Origin of the sequence: Streptomyces sp. Ag109_O5-10, from assembly GCF_900105755.1 — a bacterium.
Taxonomy (GTDB): Bacteria; Actinomycetota; Actinomycetes; order Streptomycetales; family Streptomycetaceae; genus Streptomyces.
Genome location: NZ_FNTQ01000001.1, coordinates 8,434,656 through 8,450,002, shown reverse-complemented (window position 1 = coordinate 8,450,002; position 15,347 = coordinate 8,434,656). Strand labels below are relative to the sequence as shown.

The 15,347-nt window shown below is 71.5% G+C and carries 12 protein-coding genes; 6 read left to right on the top strand and 6 right to left on the bottom strand.

The annotated features are described in order from the left end of the window. Positions 1 to 311 precede the first annotated feature (311 nt). Positions 312 to 1,334, bottom strand: coding sequence for a LacI family DNA-binding transcriptional regulator (locus BLW82_RS38495; RefSeq protein WP_093506473.1), 1,023 nt, complete (start codon positions 1,332 to 1,334; stop codon positions 312 to 314). 299 nt (positions 1,335 to 1,633) lie between these two features. On the opposite strand from BLW82_RS38495, the gene BLW82_RS38490 reads away from it, so the two are divergent. The 6 genes from BLW82_RS38490 (at position 1,634) to BLW82_RS38465 (ending at position 9,547) form a co-directional block, all read left to right on the top strand. Further along, positions 1,634 to 3,550 carry a glycoside hydrolase family 127 protein gene (locus tag BLW82_RS38490; RefSeq protein WP_093506471.1) on the top strand — a complete coding sequence of 639 codons (1,917 nt, stop codon included), beginning with the start codon at positions 1,634 to 1,636 and terminating at the stop codon, positions 3,548 to 3,550. 32 nt (positions 3,551 to 3,582) lie between these two features. Then, the gene (locus BLW82_RS38485; protein ID WP_093506469.1) at positions 3,583 to 4,821 is read left to right on the top strand and encodes a sugar ABC transporter substrate-binding protein; all 1,239 of its coding nucleotides are present in this window, start codon (positions 3,583 to 3,585) and stop codon (positions 4,819 to 4,821) included. Between the two features lie 3 nt (positions 4,822 to 4,824). After that, entirely contained in the window at positions 4,825 to 5,796 is a 972-nt protein-coding gene (locus BLW82_RS38480; protein ID WP_093506467.1) for a carbohydrate ABC transporter permease, read from the top strand. Between the two features lie 44 nt (positions 5,797 to 5,840). Beyond that, positions 5,841 to 6,602, top strand: coding sequence for a carbohydrate ABC transporter permease (locus tag BLW82_RS38475; protein ID WP_093508497.1), 762 nt, complete (start codon positions 5,841 to 5,843; stop codon positions 6,600 to 6,602). A gap of 32 nt (positions 6,603 to 6,634) precedes the next feature. After that, complete coding sequence (locus BLW82_RS38470; protein WP_093506465.1) at positions 6,635 to 8,368, top strand: RICIN domain-containing protein; 1,734 nt, start codon at positions 6,635 to 6,637, stop codon at positions 8,366 to 8,368. A gap of 213 nt (positions 8,369 to 8,581) precedes the next feature. Continuing rightward, positions 8,582 to 9,547, top strand: coding sequence for a pirin family protein (locus tag BLW82_RS38465; RefSeq protein ID WP_093506463.1), 966 nt, complete (start codon positions 8,582 to 8,584; stop codon positions 9,545 to 9,547). Positions 9,548 to 9,819: 272 nt separating this feature from the next. Here BLW82_RS38465 and BLW82_RS38460 read toward each other — a convergent pair whose 3' ends face one another. The 5 genes from BLW82_RS38460 to BLW82_RS38440 all read right to left on the bottom strand — a co-directional run bounded on the left by BLW82_RS38460 (position 9,820) and on the right by BLW82_RS38440 (position 15,346). Then, positions 9,820 to 10,647, bottom strand: a complete 828-nt coding sequence (locus BLW82_RS38460; RefSeq protein ID WP_256216259.1) for an amidohydrolase family protein — start codon at positions 10,645 to 10,647, stop codon at positions 9,820 to 9,822. Positions 10,648 to 10,745: 98 nt separating this feature from the next. After that, on the bottom strand, positions 10,746 to 11,528 hold the full coding sequence (locus BLW82_RS38455) for an SDR family NAD(P)-dependent oxidoreductase (protein ID WP_093506461.1): 783 nt from the start codon (positions 11,526 to 11,528) through the stop codon (positions 10,746 to 10,748). Between the two features lie 79 nt (positions 11,529 to 11,607). After that, positions 11,608 to 12,579 carry an aldo/keto reductase gene (locus BLW82_RS38450; RefSeq protein ID WP_093506459.1) on the bottom strand — a complete coding sequence of 324 codons (972 nt, stop codon included), beginning with the start codon at positions 12,577 to 12,579 and terminating at the stop codon, positions 11,608 to 11,610. After that, entirely contained in the window at positions 12,555 to 13,376 is an 822-nt protein-coding gene (locus BLW82_RS38445) for an RraA family protein (RefSeq protein ID WP_093506457.1), read from the bottom strand. Before BLW82_RS38445 ends, BLW82_RS38450 begins: the two co-directional genes overlap by 25 nt. Continuing rightward, positions 13,376 to 15,346 (bottom strand): DUF8034 domain-containing protein, encoded by a 1,971-nt coding sequence (locus BLW82_RS38440; protein WP_093506455.1) that lies wholly within the window; start codon positions 15,344 to 15,346, stop codon positions 13,376 to 13,378. Before BLW82_RS38440 ends, BLW82_RS38445 begins: the two co-directional genes overlap by 1 nt. Position 15,347 lies beyond the last annotated feature (1 nt).

The following is a 15,347-nucleotide window of genomic DNA, read 5'->3' as shown; positions in this document are numbered from 1 at the left end:
CGCTCCGCCGGAAGTGCCGAGGCAGGCCTTCGGTCGACCGCGGCGCCGTCCCGTCCTGGCCGGGCGCGCGGTTCCTCCCCCGGCCTTCGGCCGGGTGACCCCCAGCGCCCCTTCCGGACGTTGCCGAACCGCAGAATGCTTCCAGGGACCCACTTGGCATCTCCCAGATTCGCCGTGCCCCCGACGCAACCCCGGCTCGACTCACGCAATCCCGGCTCGACTCACGCCCCGTCGGCGCGACTCACGCAATCCCGGCTCGACTCACGCCCCGTCGGCGCGACTCACGCGACCCCGGCTCGACTCACGCGACGTCAGCTCGACTCGCGCACCACCAGCCGGCACGGCACCGTCCGCACCCCCGGCTCCGGCTCGGCGTCGATGGCCTGGAGCAGCCGGAGTGCGGCGATCCGCCCGATCTCGGCCAGGTTCATGTCGACGGTGGTGAGCGGCGGCCGGCAGGCGAGGGCCATGGTGTCCCAGTTGTCGTAGCCGACCACGGCGATGTCCGCCGGCACGTCCCTCCCCCGCTCCCGCAGGGCGTCCGCGACCCCTCGCGCGATCTGGTCGTTGCCGCAGAACACGGCGTCCGTGCCCGGTGCCGTCCGCAGTACCGCGTCGGCGGCGCGCCGCCCCCAGGCCTCGCTCCACTCCCCGAAGTGCACGCGTCCCGCGGCGAGTTCGAGTCCCGCCTCGGCCAGGTGCCCGACGGCGTGCCGGGCACGGTCGCGGGCGGCCTGGTGATGCTCGGGCCCGGTGACATGGGCGATGCGGGTACGGCCGGTGGCGAGCAGGTGCTCCACGGCGAGCCGGGCGCCGCCGCGGTCGTCGGTGACGACGGAGGCGTCGGCCGGGTCGGTCGACGGGGAGAGGGCGTACACCACCGGGATCGCCGGGTCGATGCCGGTCAGGGGCGGGCGGGGGTCGGTGCGGCGGCCGGCGACGATGATGCCGTCGACCCGGCGGTCGGTGAGGGCGCGCAGGTGGTGCTGCTCACGGATGGCGTCGCCGCGGGTGTCGCAGAGCAGGACGGAGATCTTCCCGGCGCCCAGTGCGTCCTCGGCGCCGAGCAGCACCGGGGTGCTGAAGCGGCCGATGCCGTCCGTCGTCATCAGGCCGACCGTCCAGCTTCGGCCGCTGTGCAGGCTCTGGGCGTGCTGGTTGGGCCGGAACCCGAGCGCCGTCACCGCGTCCAGCACCCGTTGCCGGGTCTCCGGGCGCATCCGGCCGGCGCCGTTCAGCGCCTTGGACGCGGTACCGACGCTGACGCCGGCGAGCGCGGCGACATCGGCGAGCCTGGCCCGGCCGGCGGACGGAGAGCTTGGAGCAGAGGTCACGGGCAAACCTTTTCCTGGACGGATACTCGGCGCCACCGTCGGCCTCGCGACGGCAGAGCCGCCCCACATCGTCGCAGCCGCCCATGCGAAGTACCAGCCCTCCCGGGCAACTTGAAAAAGCTGCGCCGGGCGTCTTGACCCGCCCCTCGGGCTGCCCTGTACTTCTCGGCGGGAAAACGATTGCGCAATCCGGTTCCGCACCGCCGCACATCACCGGTCCTTGCTCGATCTTCCAAACGTCGTTCGACATCCCGAACCACTGTGCCCCGGCACCCCGCCCCTCCCCACCCCGGAGAGCCATGCCCCGCACCCACTCCGCCCCGCCCTCCCCCGCCGGTCCGGTCCGCCCCACCCCCGATGCCCGCACCGCGCTGCGCCCGGCGGCCGTCACCGTCGACGGCGGCTTCTGGCACGACCGGCGCGCGACCAACGCGCGCGTCTCCCTTCCGCAGGGACCCGACCTGCTGGAGTCCGCCGGAAACCTGCACAACCTGCGGCTGGCGGCGGGCACCGCCGAGGGTGTGTTCCGGGGCGCTTACCCGTTCGTCGACACCGACGTCTACAAGTGGCTGGAGGCGGCCTCCTGGCAACTCGCCGCCGAGGACGACGGATCGCTGTCCGCCGAGGTGGGCCGGATCATCACCCTGGTGGCCGCCGCCCAGCAGCCCGACGGCTATCTCAACACCTGGTTCCAGCTGGTCAAGGGCGGTGCGCGGTACCAGGACCTGCGCTGGGGCCACGAGTTGTACTGCGCCGGCCATCTGATCCAGGCCGCCGTCGCCCACCACCGCTCCACCGGCCGCCCCGAACTCCTCGACGTCGCCCGGAGGTTCGCCGACCACATCGACTCAGTGTTCGGCCTCCCCGGCAGCGGCAGGCCCGTCGACGGCATCGACGGTCACCCGGAGGTCGAGACGGCACTGGTGGAGCTGTACCGGGAGACCGGCGAGCGCCGCTATCTCGACCTGGCGGGCTACTTCGTCGACCGGCGCGGCCACGGCCTGCTCGACGGCGACGCCTACTGCCAGGACCGGGTACCGCTGCGCGCGGCGACGGACGTCGAGGGCCACGCCGTACGGCAGTTGTACCTGCTGGCGGCGGCGGCGGACCTGGCTGCGGAGACCGGGGACGCCGGACTCCGCGCGGCGGGCGAGCGGTTGTGGCACGCGATGACGACCACCAAGACCCACCTCACCGGCGGACTCGGCGCGCACCACGACCAGGAGGAGTTCGGCGACCCCTACGAACTCCCCAACGAGCGGGCCTACTGCGAGACCTGCGCCGCCATCGCCTCCGTCCAGTGGAGCTGGCGCATGGCCCTGCTCACCGGCGAGGCCCGCTACTCCGACCTGATCGAGCGCACCCTCTACAACGGGTTCCTTGCCGGGGTCTCGCTGGACGGCGAGCGCTGGCTGTACGTCAACCCGCTCCAGGTCCGCGACGGCCACACCGACACCGGCGGCGACCAGTCGGCCCGCCGCACCCGCTGGTTCCGCTGCGCCTGCTGTCCGCCCAACGTGATGCGGCTGCTGGCTAGCCTGGAGCACTACCTGGCGTCGGGCGACGAACAGGGCCTGCAGATCCACCAGTTCGTCACCGGGACGTACGCGACCGACCGGGTCCGGGTGCGGGCCGAGACGGACTATCCCTGGCACGGCACGATCGCGTTCACCGTCGAGGAGACGCCGTCGGACGAACCGTGGACACTCTCGCTGCGCATCCCCGGGTGGTGCCGGGAGTTCCGGGTGCGGTGCGGGGAGGAGACCTACGACTCGCCGGCCGACGACGGCTGGCTGCGGCTGTCGCGGACCTGGGCGCCGGGCGACCTGGTGGTACTGGAGCTCGCCCTGGAGCCGCGGCTCACCACCGCCGACCCGCGCGTGGACGCCGTGCGCGGCTGTGTGGCGATCGAGCGCGGGCCGCTCGTGCACTGCCTGGAACAGGTCGACCACCCGGGAGGCGGCCTCGACGACGTCGTCCTCGACCTGTCCCGGCCGCTCGCCGTGAAGCACCGCCCGGACCTGCTCGGCGGTGTCACCACCGTGGTGGCCGCGGGCCGCCGGCGCCGCATCCCGGACCGGGGCTGGTGGCCGTACGCCACCGCTACCGACCCGGCCGAACCCGGGGACGAGCCGGTCGAGTTGACCGCGATCCCCTACCACGTCTGGGCCAACCGCGAGGACGGCAGCATGCGCGTCTGGCTCCCCACCTCCTGAGACACCCCGTCCTACGACAACGAGGTCACCCCGTGATACCAACCCGCCGTACCGTCCTGGCCCTCACCACGGCCGCCCTGCTCCCTCTCACCGCCTGCGGTGGCGGTTCCGGCTCCTCGGGATCGTCGTCCTCGGCCGGTGGGACGTACACCTTCTGGGACCCGTACCCGCAGTTCGACGCCTCCTCGGAGTGGGGCAGGCGGGTCAGCGCGTGCGGCACCGCGGCCGGGGTGAAGCTCAAGCGGACCGCGTACGACACCACCGACCTGGGCAACAAGGCGCTGCTGGCCGCGCAGCAGGGCAACGCGCCGGACGTGATGCTGGTCGACAACCCGGTGGTCTCCACGCTGGTGGAGGCGGGCATCCTCAACAGGACGCGCGATCTCGGGCTCGACACCTCCTCGATCCAGAAGAACATCATCGGCGCCGGCACGATCGACGGCTCCTCCTACGGCGTCCCGATCGGCGCCAACACCCTCGCGCTCTACTACAACAAGAAGGTCCTCGCCGCGGCCGGTGTCGACCCGGCCTCCGTCAAGGACTGGGCGTCGCTCACGGCCGCGCTGAAGAAGGTCAAGGCGGCCGGGAAGAAGGGGATCACCTTCTCGGCGATCAACACCGAGGAGGGCAGCTTCCAGTTCCTGCCGTGGTTCTGGGGCGCGGGCGGTGACCTGACAAAGCTCGACTCCGCCGCGGGAGTTGCCGCCCTCGCGCTGTGGAAGCAGTGGGTGGACGCGGGGTACGCGCCGAAGGACGTGCTGCAGAACACCCAGACCACCAGCTGGCAGGAGTTCGCGACCGGCGACTACGCGTTCGGCGAGAACGGCACCTGGCAGCTCGGCAACGCCGACAAGGCCGGGTTCGGCTACGGCGTCGTCAACATCCCCGCGCGGACCGGAGGTTCGGCTCCGGTGCCGACGGGCGGCGAGTTCGTGACCGTGCCCGTGCAGAAGGACACCTCCCGCTACGACGTCAGCAAGAAGATCGTCGCCTGTCTGACCAGCGACTCCAGTCTGCTGGCCACCGACACCACCCTCATGTACGTGGCGCCGACCTCCACCGTGCAGTCCCAACAGGTGGCGAAAAACGCGGAGTTGAAGCCCTGGGTGGCGGCGGTCGCGGCGGCGCGGGGCCGGACCAGCGGTGGTCTCGGCACCAAATACCCGACGATCTCGCAGCCCTTGTGGACGGCCGTCCAGGCCGCGCTCTCCGGCGGCAAGAGCCCGCAGGACGCGCTGGACGCCGCGCAGGCTGCGGCGGGCAAGGGCTGACCCATGGCGGTGAATCCGCGAGTGCGTGGGGGCCTGTCGCGCAGTTCCCCGCGGCCCGGTGGAGGCGCTGTGCCGCGAAAAGTTCGTCTGTCCCCTGGGCATCGAAGCCGGCTGACCTCGCTTGCCTTCGTGACGCCCCTGCTCGTCTATCTCGCCGGCTTCTACGTCTATCCCCTCTACCGCAACCTCGACCTGAGCCTGCGCGACTACACCGTCCGCTCCTTCGTGGCGGGCGACGCGCCGTTCTCCGGCTGGGCCAACTTCCGTACCGTGCTGGACGATCCGACGTTCGGCCCGGCGATGCGGCACACCATGGTCTTCACCCTCGTGTCGCTCGCCTTCCAGTACGTCATCGGGCTCGCCCTCGCGGTCTTCTTCAACCGGCACTTCAGACTCTCGACCGTGCTGCGGGCGCTGTTCCTGATCCCCTGGCTGCTGCCGCTGATCGTGTCGGCGTCGACGTGGTCGTGGATGTTCAACAGCGAGTCGGGGGTGGTGAACTACCTCCTGCGTCTCCTCGGCGTCGACCCCGTCGGCTGGCTGACCTCGCCCGACTGGGCGCTGACCTCGGTGATCGTCGCCAACATCTGGATCGGCATCCCCTTCAACCTGGTCATCCTGTACAGCGGCCTGCAGAACATTCCCGGTGAGCTGTACGAGGCCGCGGCACTCGACGGGGCGGGCGCCTGGCAGCGGTTCCGCCGGATCACCTTCCCGCTGCTGCGCCCGGTGTCGGCGATCACCCTGCTGCTCGGGCTCGTCTACACACTCAAGGTGTTCGACCTGATCTGGATCATGACCAAGGGCGGTCCGGGCGACGCCTCCGCCACGCTGGCCACCTGGTCGTACCAGCTGGGCTTCGGCACGCTGCTGCCCAGGTTCGGCCCCGGAGCGGCCGTCGGCAACATCCTGATCCTCATCGCCCTGGTCTTCGGCCTGCTGTACGTCCGCGCCCAGAGGAGGCGGGAGGCGTGAAGTCCCGTGGCCACACCGTGCTGGGTCTCCTTCTCACGGCGCTGATGCTGTTCCCGGTGTACTGGATGCTCAACGTGTCCCTCACCCCGCAGCAGGACATGCGCAAGGACCCGCCGGACCTGCTCCCGCTGCACCCGACCTTCGAGGGCTACCGGGCGGTCCTCGACGACCAGCTCCCCTACCTGGGCACCAGCCTGCTGATCGGCGTCGGCACGGTCGCCCTCACCCTCCTGATCGCCGCCCCGGCCGGCTACGCGCTGGCGAAGCTGCGCCCGCGCGGGGGCGGGGCGCTGAGCCTGGCCCTGCTGATCGCCCAGATGGTCCCGGGCATCGTCATGGCGATGGGCTTCTACGGCATCTTCCTGGACCTCGGCCTGCTCAACTCCTGGTGGGGGCTGATCGTCGCGGACTCCACCATCGCCGTGCCCTTCGGCGTCATGATCTTCACCGCGTTCATGTCGGGCATCCCCGGCGACCTCCTCTCGGCCGCCCGGATCGACGGCGCCGGCACCTGGCGCACCTTCCGGTCGGTCGTCCTCCCGCTGAGCCGCAACGCGGTCGTCACCGTCTCGCTGTTCGGCTTCCTGTGGGCCTGGTCCGACTTCGTCTTCGCCAACACCTTGGACGGCGGCGGCAGTTGGAGGCCGATCACGCTCGGCATCTACAAGTACATCGGCAACAACAACCAGGAGTGGAACGCGATCATGGCCACCGCCGTCGTCGCGTCGGTCCCCGCGGCCGTCCTCCTGATCCTCGCCCAGCGCTATGTGGCCGCGGGCGTGACCGCGGGCGCGGTGAAGGACTGACACCCCCCGGACTCCTCGAGGAGACGCACGCCATGAGCCGCACACCCCGCAGCGCCACTCTCGCCGCCGTGATCCTCACGGCCGCCCTCGGCACCGCCGCCCCCGCCCACGCGGCGCCCGCCCCCGCCACCACCCTCGTGGTGAGCGCCGACCAGACGCTGCGCCCGGTCACCCACGTGGCCTCGGGCAGCCTCTACGGCCTGGACACGGCGAGCGTGCCGGCGGACGGGCTGGTCGAGCCGCTGAAGCCGAACACCTTCGTGCTGCAGATGGCGCCCGGCGGGAGCCAGCTGCCCAACGGCGAGTCCGCTCCCGGCGGTGACGCCCTCACCGTCGCTCCCGAGGCGGCGAAGGCCGGCGCGAAGGTCGTCGTACGGATGCCTGACTGGTATCCGGACTTCCCCTACAAGTGGGTGAGCTGGAGCGACTGGCTGTCGGCCGTGGACAAGCAGGTCGCGTCGGTGAGGTCCTCCGTGGCCACGAACATCGCCGCGTACGAGCTGTGGAACGAGCCCGACGGCACCTGGGACACCTCGGCGGCGGGCGCCTTCGACGACGGCTGGTCGCGGACGTACAAGGAGGTCCGCGCGAAGGACGCCGGCACCCCCGTCCAGGGGCCCAGCTTCGCGACGTACACCGACGGCAAGATGAGGACGTTCCTCCAGGACGCCGTCGCGAACAACGCCGTGCCCGACGTCATCAGCTGGCACGAGCTGCAGAGCAGCGCGAACATCGCCGCGCACGTGGCCGACTACCGGGCGCTGGAGTCGAGCCTCGGCCTCAGCCCCCGCCCGATCGCCATCGAGGAGTACGGCACCACGGGCGAGGTCGGCGTCCCGGGCCCGCTCGCGAGCTACGTCGCCAAGTTCGAGCGGGCCGGAGTGCACGACGCCGAGCTGGCCTTCTGGAACCACTACGGCACCCTCGGCGACACCCTCACCGACACCGGCGGCTCACCCAACGGCGCCTACTGGCTCTACGAGTGGTACGGCGAGATGTCCGGGAACATGCTGGTCACCAGGCCTCCGGCGCAGACCGGCATCGACGGCTTCGCCGCCCGCAACGGCGCGGGCAACCGGATCAGCGTGGTCACCGGCGGCTGCACCGGTTCGTGTGCCGTCACCGTCAACGGGCTGTCGTCGCTCTCCGCCTTCGGCAGCACCGTGCACGTCAAGCTGGAGCACACGCCGTCCAGGGGTCGTACGACCGCCGTCTCCGGTCCGGTGACGATCTCCGACACCGACTACCGGGTCAGCGGCGGCTCGATCACCGTACCGGTCACGATGAACGCCTCCGACGGCTACCGCCTGACCATCACGCCGAGCGGCACCGCCACCTCGCTGGCCGGCCGCTACCGGATCACCAACAGGAACAGCGGCCTCGCCCTGGACACCAGCGGCGCGGGCACCGCGCAGGGCACCCCCGTCGTGCAGGCCGCCGTCACCTCTGGCACCGACCAGAACTGGACCCTGGTCGCCGCGGGCAGCGGCCTCTACAAGATCCAGCAGCAGGCGAGCGGACTGCTCCTCGGCGTCACCAACGCGGGCACGAGCGCCGGCGGCACCGCCCTGATCTGGGGCGACAACGGCACCGCCGACCACCTCTGGCAGCTGATCCCGTCCGGCGACGGGTACTACAAGATCGCCAACTACAACAGCGGGCTGCTGCTCGGGGTGACCGGCATGAGCACCTCCCCCGGCGCCCAGGTCCTCCAGTGGGACGACAACGGCACCGCCGACCACCTGTGGAAACTGACCGCCCGCTGACGTACGCCACGACGAACCCGAGCACACCCGTGCGGGGCGGCGACCGGCAGTCACCGCCCCGTACGGCCCGCTCCGTGACGAACCGGAGCACGGTCGTCGTGACGGGGGCTGCTCGCACGCGGACGGAGCCGTCCTCGACAACCTGAGGGACGGATTCCGTACGACCGGCCCACCGCTCGGCAACCGAGACCTCGGGCCGCTAAGTTGTCCGACATGAGCAACCTTGACCGCGCGCCCGTTCCGAGCGTGTGCGGCGGCCGCGGATTCGTCGTCGCCGAACCCGTCCGCGAGCTGCTGAGCCCCCGCCACGTGCAACTCGGCGAGTCGACCGAGGTGCGCCGGCTGCTGCCGAACCTCGGCCGCCGCATGATCGGTGCCTGGGCGTTCGTCGACCACTACGGCCCCGACGACATCGCCGACGAGCCCGGGATGCAGGTTCCGCCGCACCCGCACATCGGACTGCAGACGGTCAGCTGGCTGCACCAGGGTGAGGTCCTGCACCGCGACTCCACCGGCAGCCTGCAGACGATCCGCCCGCGTGAGCTGGGGCTGATGACCTCGGGACGGGCGATCAGCCACTCCGAGGAGAGCCCCCGGCCGCACGCCCGGTACCTGCACGGCGCCCAGCTGTGGGTGGCCCTCCCGGACGCCCACCGCCACACGGACCCGGGGTTCGAACACCACCCCGACCTGCCGACGGTCACGGCCCCCGGCCTGACCGCCACGGTCATCCTCGGCTCCCTCGACGGCGCGACGTCCCCCGGTACGACGTTCACCCCCATCGTCGGCGCGGACCTGGCCCTCGCCCAGGGCGCCGACCTCCGCCTGCCGCTGCAATCCGACTTCGAGTACGGCGTCCTCGCCATGTCCGGCGAGGTACACGTCGACGACGTGCCGGTGCTCCCGGGTTCCATGCTCTACCTGGGCTGCGGCCGCACCGAACTCCCCCTGCGCGCCGAGTCGGACGCGGCGATCATGCTCCTGGGCGGCGAGCCGTTCGAGGAGGAGCTGATCATGTGGTGGAACTTCGTCGGACGCACCCAGGAGGACATCCAGCGGGCCCGCGAGGACTGGATGAACGGGACGCGATTCGGGGAAGTGAAGGGTTACGACGGAGCGCCCCTGCCCGCCCCCGAACTACCGCCGGTGCCGCTGAAGCCACGAGGCCGAGTGCGCTGAGCCGGGATCCCGCGCAGTCAGCCGAATCCCACCGTGGCAAGCTGCGCGGCCGGCATCCCACTGCAGGAGCACCGGCGTCGCACGCCTTCGCCGCCTCGTCCTTGCCGGACAGATCGACGGGACATGGCCACGGAGCCGGCTGACTCGGCTGCTCGCTCCATTGCGGGAGCTCCTTGCGATCTCCCCGGGCGGACGGTGGACGCGAGGCCTGCCGCCCGACCGGCGCGGCGCGGGGCCGGAACGGGGCGGTGCTGCTGGGGTGCGGTGGGTGTTCATGCGCCGATCCCGTACCAGTGGCCGGCTGTGCTGCCGAAGACCGCATCGTGCTCGTGAGTGCTCAAATCCTGGGTGAGTGCCTCGGCGAGGGTGATCACCTCGTCGTAGGGAGCCGCGAGGAGGCACACCGGCCAGTCCGAGCCGTACATGAGGCGATGCGGTCCCAGGACCGACAACAGGACCTCCGTGTAGGGGCGCAAGGCGCGCAAAGGGGGCGCGTCGGTCCGGGTGACCAGGCCGGACAGCTTGACAGCGACATTGGGAGAGGCGGCCAGCTCGGTCATGAGCGCCGTCCAGGCGGACAGGCCGTCCGCGTCGATCACAGGATTACCCGCGTGGTCCAGCACAAAGCGGACTTCGGGCAGTCCGCGAACGGCCTCTACGGCGTCAGGTAGTTGATCCGGACGGACGAGCAGTTCGTAGACGAGCCCCGCAGTGGCCACCGCCCGCAGGCCACGGCGGACGTCCGGCTGCGACAGCCAGCCGGGATCGGTCTCACTCTGTGTCGCGTGCCGGATGCCGACGAGGGCCGACCCTCCCGGCCCGTCCCGTAGCGCGGCGAGGCGTTCCGCGACGGCGGCGTCGGCGAGATCGGTCCAGCCCACGACCGCCTTGACGTGCAGGTCCGCGGCAGCCAGGGCGAGCAGTTCCGCCGTCTCCTGCTCGGTGGGCAGCGTCTGCACGACGACGGTGGCGTCGATCGCGTGCCGGTTCAGCGCCGGGCGCAGGTCGTCGGCTGAGAACGTGCGGTTCAGGGCGGCGAGACCATGGGTCCAGGGCTGGTCACGGACCTTGAGGTCCCACACATGGTGGTGGGCGTCGATGCGCGGGACGTGCGGGGCTCCCGCTGCGCGCTCCGCTTCTGAGGGGTCTGGCTCAGTGGCCGGGGGCACCAGCGGAGCGGGGTGCCGTCCCGTGGCGCTCACTCCTCCCTCCGCAGCCGCAGGCCGTCCATTCCGCCGTCCACGGCCAGGCACGATCCGGTGGTGGACGCGGCAGCGGGAGAAGCCAGGTACGCGATCGCGGCAGCGATTTCGTCGGCACTGACCAAACGGCCGTGCGGCTGTCGAGCCGCCAGCATCGCGTACTCGGCCGCCGGGTCCGGAGCCCGCTCAAGAAGTCGGCCGATCCACGGGGTGTCCGCGGTGCCGGGGTTGACAGCATTGACCCGGATGCCGTCCGGCAACAGATCGGCGGCCATGGCCCGGGTCATCGCCACCACTGCTCCTTTCCCGGCCGAATACAGTACCCGCTGCGGCAGCCCGGCCGTGGCGGCGACGGAGCCGACGTTGACGACCGCCGCGTGTGCCGAGGCACGCAGGGCCGGCAGCACGGCCCGGGTCACCCGCACCATGCCGACGACGTTGGTATCCAGTACCCGGTGCCACTCCTCGTCGGAATTGTCCTCGACCTTCCCCTGCGCCCCGATCCCCGCGTTGTTGACCAGGACGTCGAGCCCACCCAGCACGGAGACCGCCTCGTGGACGGCGGCCACGACCGCGGCGTCGTCGCGAATGTCGGCCCGCAGGTGGGCGGCGAACCGCCCGGGAGCCCGCTCGGCCAGGTCGAGTACGACCACACGTGCCCCTTCGGCGGTCAGCAGTCGGGCGGTGGCCAGGCCGATGCCCGAGGCACCGCCGGTGACCAGGGCGGTGAGTCCGCCGAACGTACCCCCCTCATGACCTGCGGAACGAGTCGATGTCATGTGCGGCACCTTCCTTGGGTGGGTTTCCGGTTGCTGCCGTACGGCGGCGCACGGCTCTTGTCCGGTGCACGGACCGCGCTCAGGGGACCGGCGTGGCCGAGTCCAGCAGCCCCGCCTCGCGGAGCTGCGCCCACATCTCGGCCGGAATCGGGTGGCGGGCCAGTTCCAGGTTGCCCGCCACCTCCGCAGGCGAGACGGCACCCACGACGACCGAGACGACGGCCGGGTGCCCGAGAGGGAACTGCTGGGCCGCGGCCCTGAGCGGCACGTCGTACCGGGCGCACACCTCCCGGAGGGCCAGCGCCCGGCGCAGCACCGCGTCCGGGGCGGGCCGGTAGTTGTACGGCGCGCCCGGACGGGGGTCGGCGAGCAGGCCCGAGTTGTATACACCGCCTGCAATGACCCCGACACCTCGCGAGGTGCACTGGGGCAGCAGGTCGCCGAGCGCCGGCTGCTCGAGCAAGGTGTACCGGCCGGCTATCAGCACCACGTCCAGGTCGGCCCGCCGAACGAGTTCCGCGAGCGGGGCGCTGTGGTTCATCCCGGCTCCGACGGCGCCCACGACACCCTCGTCCCGCAGCCGCAGCAGGGCCGGCACCGCGTGCCGCACCGCCTCGTCCAGGTGCTGCTCCGCATCGTGCACGTGCACCACGTCGAACCGGTCGACGCCAAGACGCTTCATACTGCCTTCGAGACTGCGCAGTATGTCGTCACGTCCGAAGGAGGGCCGGGGCGCCGTGCCCGCGCCGATCAGCCAGCCGACCTTCGTCGAGAGCTGCACCCGCGCCCGGTCCACGGTAGCCAGTGCCCGACCGACCCGCTCTTCCGACAGGCCGTCGCCGTACAGAGGTGCCGTGTCCAGCAGCGTCGCACCGAGCTCGACACTTGTACGCACGGTGGCCGTCGCGGTGTCCGGATCCACGGAGCCGTAGAGGTTGCCGATAGGGGCGCAGCCGAGTCCGAACCGGGGCAGGGCGGGCCGGTCCGGGCCGCCCTGCCCCCGTTCGGACCGGTCCTGGCCGGCCCTCAGTTCTCCCGTGCCGCGCGCCATTGCTCGAACTCCTCCCTGCTGTCCGGGGTCAGGGGGTAGTAGTCCGACAGCCGTGCCCCCGCGTCTATCCGCGTGCGACTGAACTCCTCCCACTGTTCGTGGTCGAAGGCACTGTCGATGACCTGCTGGGCCTTCGACACCGGGACCACCACGGCACCGTCGTCATCCGCCACGACCAGGTCGCCCGGGAGGGTGAGCACGCCTCCCGCTGCCACGGGTACGTCGTACGCCCAGGGAAACAGTTCGGACTGCGACGCGTAGTGCGGGGTGCTGCCCGCGCACCAGATGGGAACGCCCAGCTGCCGCACTCGGGGCGCGTCCCGGATCCGCCCGTCGACGACGATGCCGGCACCGCCTCGGCGCTTGAAGTAGCGCACCAGCATGTCGCCCAGGCATCCGGTGAAAGCACTGCCGTAGGCCTGCACCACGAGGACGTCGCCCGGCTGGACAGCCTCCAGCACCGCCCACAGGGCGGTGCTGCGCTCGACGTACTCCTGCGCGAGGCCGCTGGCCACGTCCTCGCGCTGCGGCATGAACTGCAGGGTGCGGGCCGGGCCCGTGATCTTGTTGCCCGGCTGCAGGGCGGTCGGTCCGGCCATGTAGGTGCGCCGGATGCCCAGTTCGTGCATCTTGGCGCAGGCGGTGGCCGAGCTCACCCGGTTCAGCCGCTGCACCAGTGCGTCGTCGGGTCGCTCCCACGGCTCGCCGCGCACCGGAAGGTCCCACACGGGGGGAGCCTCGGGGCCGGCACAGGAACCGGCGTCGGGGTCGGTGGAGTGCGGAACGGTCGCTTCCATCAAGGTCTCCGGAAGGTCGTGGGGGAGGTGTGATGTGTAAAGGGGCGGGCGTGGAGCTGCATGTCCAGGCGCAGTCGGATGCGGCGCCCCGGGGGCAGGGTGACGTGGAGACTGTTGTCGTGCACCGGGGCCGAGTCGCTGATCTCCTCGCCGGCCGGCAGGTGGTAGTCGTGGGAGTCGCCCGGGTACCGGCCGTCCCCGCGGTTCCAGCGCGCCGAGGTGATCAGGTGCTCGCCGAAACCGCCCGCCAGCAGCCGCAGTCGGCGCGTGTGCACCGCACTGACGTTGACCAGGTGCACGGTGGTGCTCCCGGCGTCGAGGTGTTCGACGAGGGCCGCGACGTCGGGAGGCAGGCCCGGGCGCGCGGCGTCCAGATCGTCGTAACGGATCCGGGTGAGGGGCAGACCGCCGTTGTAGAGGGTCTGCGGCGCTCCGGTGGTGAGCTGGGTGAGCACCTCGGTCACCACCGGGTTGACTCGCTGCCACCGGTGCAGGTCCTGGTCGTCCGACCCGGGGGTGTCGGCCGCGATGAGGGCTGTCCGGTGGGACACCTGTGCCAGGGCCATCCGCAGTGCCCGCTCGGGGTAGTCGGAGTTGTCGCCGTCGAGGTAAGCCAGCCACGGAGGTTCGTGTCCGGCCTCCTCCTTGTCACGGAAGGCATGTACGGTGCTCCACTCGTAACCGGAGTGGGCGCGAACCGCCTCCAGGCGTGCGCGGTCCTGATCCTGCATGCCGAACCACCACAGCCAGGTCCAGTAGGCGACTTGCGCGGGCTGATGGTCGAACCATCCGTCCGGGCCCAGGCGGGTGGGCAGCGCGTTGACGGTCCGCCCGTCACCCAGGCCCACGGCGTGGGCCCAGCCGGGACGGCGGGTGGCGTGGGTGTCGAACGGCATGCCGGTGCGGCGCTGGTCCCACACCTGGTCCAGAGGCCGCCGTGCGAGGTCCAGCCGGTCGGCGCCGCCGTCCACCATTCCGGCGCTGATGGCCCCCACCAGCGCGGCCGCACCGACCGAATGCACACCGTGCGGCCAGGTCCAGCCGTAGTGGCCGCCGAACCACCGGCCGTCGTGGTACTCACCGACCCGGCCGGACAGGCCGACGTTGTCGGGCATGGCGCCCAGTGCGTCCGCTCTCTCGCGCCAGGCGTCGACGTATTCCAGCACCCAGGCCGCCAGGCGCGGGTCGTGGTCGTAGAGCCAGGCGTTGACGACGAGAGCGGCGGCCGCGAGGTTGACCGCAGTGTCCCCGCGGCCCAGCCGCTCGCGCATGTGCCGACCCATCCGGGCGGCGTTGTCCCCGTGGGCCAGGTCGTCCCACGTACGAACGCCGGGCACGTCACGCAGGGGCAGGCCGTAGGGCCGCATCGTCTTCTGCTCATGACCGAACCGGTCGTCCCACTGGGGTCCGAGACCGGGCCGCGGGCCGTCCGAGCCGTTGTGCGGAGCGCGCAGGGCGCGGATGCCGGCGTCGTAGTTGCCGGTGTCGCTTCCGGGGAGGTACTGCTCGGCGAAGCGGACGGCCCGCTCCCGGAAGCGCCGGTCGGCGGGGTCCGCAGCGCAGATGCCGTAGAACATCAGCAGCGCCTCACCCTGGTGGAACCAGTCGTATCCCCGCTCGAACTCGTCCCGGTACAGGCCCAGTTCCGTGAGCTGCCGGGTCACTCCTTCCCAGTGGTGCTTCGCGGCGGGCAACAGGTCGTCGGCGCCGCCCAGGCGGTACAGGGCGGGCCAATTGAAGAACGCTTCGTAGAAGTCGTCCCCGCCGTCCCGGTCGACGAGGGCGCCGGAGAAGCGCAGCCGTCCGTCGGCCTCGGTGTAGCGGTCGCTGAACAGCCGCCACGCGGCGTCGAGTTCGTCGAAGAGCCGGCGCTGGAGCACGGCCCAGGCGGGAGGTGGTCCGGTAGGCACGGAGGCGGTGATCTCGATGGGCGCCGAGCAGGCCGGGGTGGCACCGTCGTGTGCGGTCATG

Bases quoted from the DNA above. Each gene is read 5' to 3' on its own strand.
- BLW82_RS38490 (WP_093506471.1), top strand. From the start codon at position 1,634: ATGCCCCGCACCCACTCCGCCCCGCCCTCCCCCGCCGGTCCGGTCCGC.
- BLW82_RS38480 (WP_093506467.1), top strand. From the start codon at position 4,825: ATGGCGGTGAATCCGCGAGTGCGTGGGGGCCTGTCGCGCAGTTCCCCG.
- BLW82_RS38475 (WP_093508497.1), top strand. From the start codon at position 5,841: ATGCTGTTCCCGGTGTACTGGATGCTCAACGTGTCCCTCACCCCGCAG.
- BLW82_RS38470 (WP_093506465.1), top strand. From the start codon at position 6,635: ATGAGCCGCACACCCCGCAGCGCCACTCTCGCCGCCGTGATCCTCACG.
- BLW82_RS38465 (WP_093506463.1), top strand. From the start codon at position 8,582: ATGAGCAACCTTGACCGCGCGCCCGTTCCGAGCGTGTGCGGCGGCCGC.
- BLW82_RS38455 (WP_093506461.1), bottom strand. From the start codon at position 11,528: ATGACATCGACTCGTTCCGCAGGTCATGAGGGGGGTACGTTCGGCGGA.
- BLW82_RS38450 (WP_093506459.1), bottom strand. From the start codon at position 12,579: ATGGCGCGCGGCACGGGAGAACTGAGGGCCGGCCAGGACCGGTCCGAA.
- BLW82_RS38445 (WP_093506457.1), bottom strand. From the start codon at position 13,376: ATGGAAGCGACCGTTCCGCACTCCACCGACCCCGACGCCGGTTCCTGT.
- BLW82_RS38440 (WP_093506455.1), bottom strand. From the start codon at position 15,346: ATGACCGCACACGACGGTGCCACCCCGGCCTGCTCGGCGCCCATCGAG.